This is a genomic window from Tabrizicola sp., assembly GCF_051645465.1.
Lineage (GTDB): Bacteria > Pseudomonadota > Alphaproteobacteria > Rhodobacterales > Rhodobacteraceae > Tabrizicola.
Genome location: NZ_JBOFBI010000323.1, coordinates 1 through 2,477 on the forward strand (window position 1 = coordinate 1; position 2,477 = coordinate 2,477).

At 63.8% G+C, this 2,477-nt stretch carries 6 protein-coding genes; all 6 read right to left on the reverse strand.

Features of this window, described 5'->3' with window-relative positions; all coding sequences use genetic code 11:
• Positions 1–378 (reverse strand): RES family NAD+ phosphorylase (locus ACRCSW_RS20740; protein ID WP_438707554.1); only part of this gene is annotated, 378 nt, incomplete at its 3' end.
• The gene (locus tag ACRCSW_RS20745) at positions 375–776 is read right to left on the reverse strand and encodes an MbcA/ParS/Xre antitoxin family protein (RefSeq protein ID WP_295019110.1); all 402 of its coding nucleotides are present in this window, start codon (positions 774–776) and stop codon (positions 375–377) included. The genes ACRCSW_RS20740 and ACRCSW_RS20745, both read right to left, overlap by 4 nt.
• Positions 777–834: 58 nt before the next feature.
• Complete coding sequence (locus ACRCSW_RS20750; RefSeq protein ID WP_438707555.1) at positions 835–1,479, reverse strand: antitoxin of toxin-antitoxin stability system; 645 nt, start codon at positions 1,477–1,479, stop codon at positions 835–837.
• Positions 1,472–1,891, reverse strand: a complete 420-nt coding sequence (locus ACRCSW_RS20755) for a hypothetical protein (RefSeq protein ID WP_438707556.1) — start codon at positions 1,889–1,891, stop codon at positions 1,472–1,474. Before ACRCSW_RS20755 ends, ACRCSW_RS20750 begins: the two co-directional genes overlap by 8 nt.
• Positions 1,892–1,966: 75 nt before the next feature.
• A complete protein-coding gene (locus ACRCSW_RS20760) occupies positions 1,967–2,164 on the reverse strand; it encodes a hypothetical protein (RefSeq protein ID WP_438707557.1) in 198 nt (65 codons plus the stop codon).
• Between the two features lies 1 nt (position 2,165).
• Positions 2,166–2,477 (reverse strand): DUF6915 family protein (locus ACRCSW_RS20765; RefSeq protein WP_438707558.1); only part of this gene is annotated, 312 nt, incomplete at its 5' end.

The following is a 2,477-nucleotide window of genomic DNA, read 5'->3' on the forward strand; positions in this document are numbered from 1 at the left end:
AAATCCGAGTTCGCGCGTGCGGTGCCAGGCCACTTCGCTGACAGACACCATGACATCCCATGAGCAATACCAGGCGCCGCGCTCCTCGGTGTTGAAGCGGTTTCCGCCGGCGCGGGTATAGGTGAAGGCGGCATTGACATGACTTTCGCCGTAGATGCGCAGATCGCGGCTCCGGCGCTGCCAGGCAAGCTCGCGCGGGTCCAGATGGGGATTGCGGCCACGTTCGGCCAGAAGGCGGCCGCTGGTCAGGCCCTCGATCTCTGCAAGGATCTCCATCTCGTCATCGGTATCGACGAGACCGCGCAGGGATGGCGGCTTGTGGTAGGTGGCGGGCAGTAGACGAACGAGACCGCGATCAGAAATTTCGGTCTGTTTCATGCGCCACCACGCAACGCATCGAGATAAGTCCGCACCGCCACGATCTGCGGCAAACCCCCGTCGATGGCGGTGTCGACGGGACGGCTGCCCCCGAACAGCGGACCGGTGTTCGGCCGGGTAAACCAGCTTCGCGCGAGCGGCTCGGAGAAGTAGAGCTCGAGCGACTTGTAAATGCCGATCACCGCACTGAGCCGCAGCAGCTGGTCCTTCGTCAGTTCCCCCGCAAAGTCCGGCTTCTTGGCGCGCTTCCACGTGCTCTCCGACATGTCGGCAAGGCCAGCCGCTTCCTTGAGGCTAAGACCCCAAGCATCGACCACCCGGGTATAGGCTTTCAACGCGACCGCGTTGATCTGTGCGGGTTCCCGGATTTTCTCTGCGACTTGCATGTCTTCCTCCATCGCTCTCAACATAGTTCATATGGCCTATTTGTAAAGATCAAATGAACCTCCTACGCTCTCATCCGAACCGGCGCCCGGCTTCGGTGAAGGTGTACTCGTTGATGATAATCCCCTCCTCGATGACCTCGTCCGAGGTGAGGTGGTCGTATTCAGCCTCAAGCTGGCGGTAGAGCCAGCGGGCCAGATCGCGCAGCGCCTCGATCACGATCTCCTCGGCGTCGTCGGTCGGCGGCTGCCCCCTCGGGCTTTCCCGAGTGACATCGATCGACATGGTGTACTCGTGACAATAGCGGCCGCGGTGGCTGACCTCGGCGGCGAGTTGGTAGAAGTTTCGCCGCTGGATGGCCTGCACCCGGTCGGCGATGCCATGCAAGGTCGTGTCCTGCGGGGCATAATCCCTGATGCTCCATGTTGCGCCCTTGGCGTGACTAAGGAACCCCTCGAAGGCCGCACCATCCCCCTGGCTCCAGAACCCCGAGAACCAGATGCAGGGTTTGGCCCGTGTTCCGCCGCCCATCAGGCGCACGGGCGTGGTCTTGAGGCTGACCCCCAGGATCTCACAGACGCGCTCGAAATCCTCGTAGACCGCGTCCCACCAATAGTCGTGGGGGCCAAGCTCGCGATACCAGCTGCGCGCCTTTTTCTTGGCGGCCTCCGAGAGTTCGGGGAACTGGTAGACCGTGGTGCAGATCACCTCAGGCATCGAAACCCTCCCCATTCAGCGCTGCGGCCAGCCATTCTTGCGTGCTGGTCCAGCCGATGGACTTGCGGGCACCAAGATCGATGACATGCGCGCCACCGCCGAAGGCGTCGAGGCGCGGACGGGAACAGGTCAGTCCATACTGGAACCCCCAGAGGCCGGTGAGGTCGAGCTCCTCTGCAAGGCGCAGAACGAAGCGGATGACGGCTTCGACATCGCCGTGGTCGTCATCATGGATCCAGAGGGCGCTACCCTCGGGCGCGTCCTGGCGCACGATGTCGAAACCTGCGATCTCCGGGTCGTCGGCGTCCTGATCGGCTTCGCGCAAGCTCTGGAACAGGGCGAGCGCGCGGGCAGCTTTGTCGGGGGTGCCGACGTCGAGCAGGCACGAAAAATGGGTGAAGTAATCCGCCATGGGAACCTCCTGAATGGGGAAGACCCGGCCAAGAGGCCGGGCGCTGTGTCGGGATGAGGGGGTGGTCGGGAATGATCAGCGGGCCGGATCGTCGCCCGCCGTCTGTCGCGTGGCATGCGCGCAGAGCATCTGTCGGTAGAAGCACTTGCGCGCGGCCCGGAAGCCGCGAACTGCGCGCGTGTCGGGGTGCAGCGCCCGGACCGCCGCGCGCAGGACGGCGTAGGGCGACGCTGCCGAGGGCAGGCCGAGGCGTTGATAGGCTGGATCGGTCATCTCAGCAGACCTCGACCACGGGCGAAGCGATATGCGGATCGACGAGTGCCTCGATCCGCTCGGACCGGCCCATCCAGGGTTCGGGCCGGATTGCCTTGACCCAGTCGGCGAAGCTCGGAATGAACCCCAGATCCTCGCGGACATGCTGCTCGCCCACCCATCGTGTCGGGATCACGCGGCCCGTGGAGAGGGTAATCGTCGGCCCGAAGACGGTCTCGGAGAGCCAGATTCCAGCGGCATGGTGAAACATGGCTCGGTGGCGAAAGTCGGCGGAATGGGCTTTTGAGGAGTCGAACCAAGCATGGATGGCCTG

Excerpts from the sequence above, each read along its gene's own strand:
- ACRCSW_RS20745 (WP_295019110.1), bottom strand. The coding sequence starts at position 776 with ATGGAGGAAGACATGCAAGTCGCAGAGAAAATCCGGGAACCCGCACAG.
- ACRCSW_RS20750 (WP_438707555.1), bottom strand. The coding sequence starts at position 1,479 with ATGCCTGAGGTGATCTGCACCACGGTCTACCAGTTCCCCGAACTCTCG.
- ACRCSW_RS20755 (WP_438707556.1), bottom strand. The coding sequence starts at position 1,891 with ATGGCGGATTACTTCACCCATTTTTCGTGCCTGCTCGACGTCGGCACC.
- ACRCSW_RS20760 (WP_438707557.1), bottom strand. The coding sequence starts at position 2,164 with ATGACCGATCCAGCCTATCAACGCCTCGGCCTGCCCTCGGCAGCGTCG.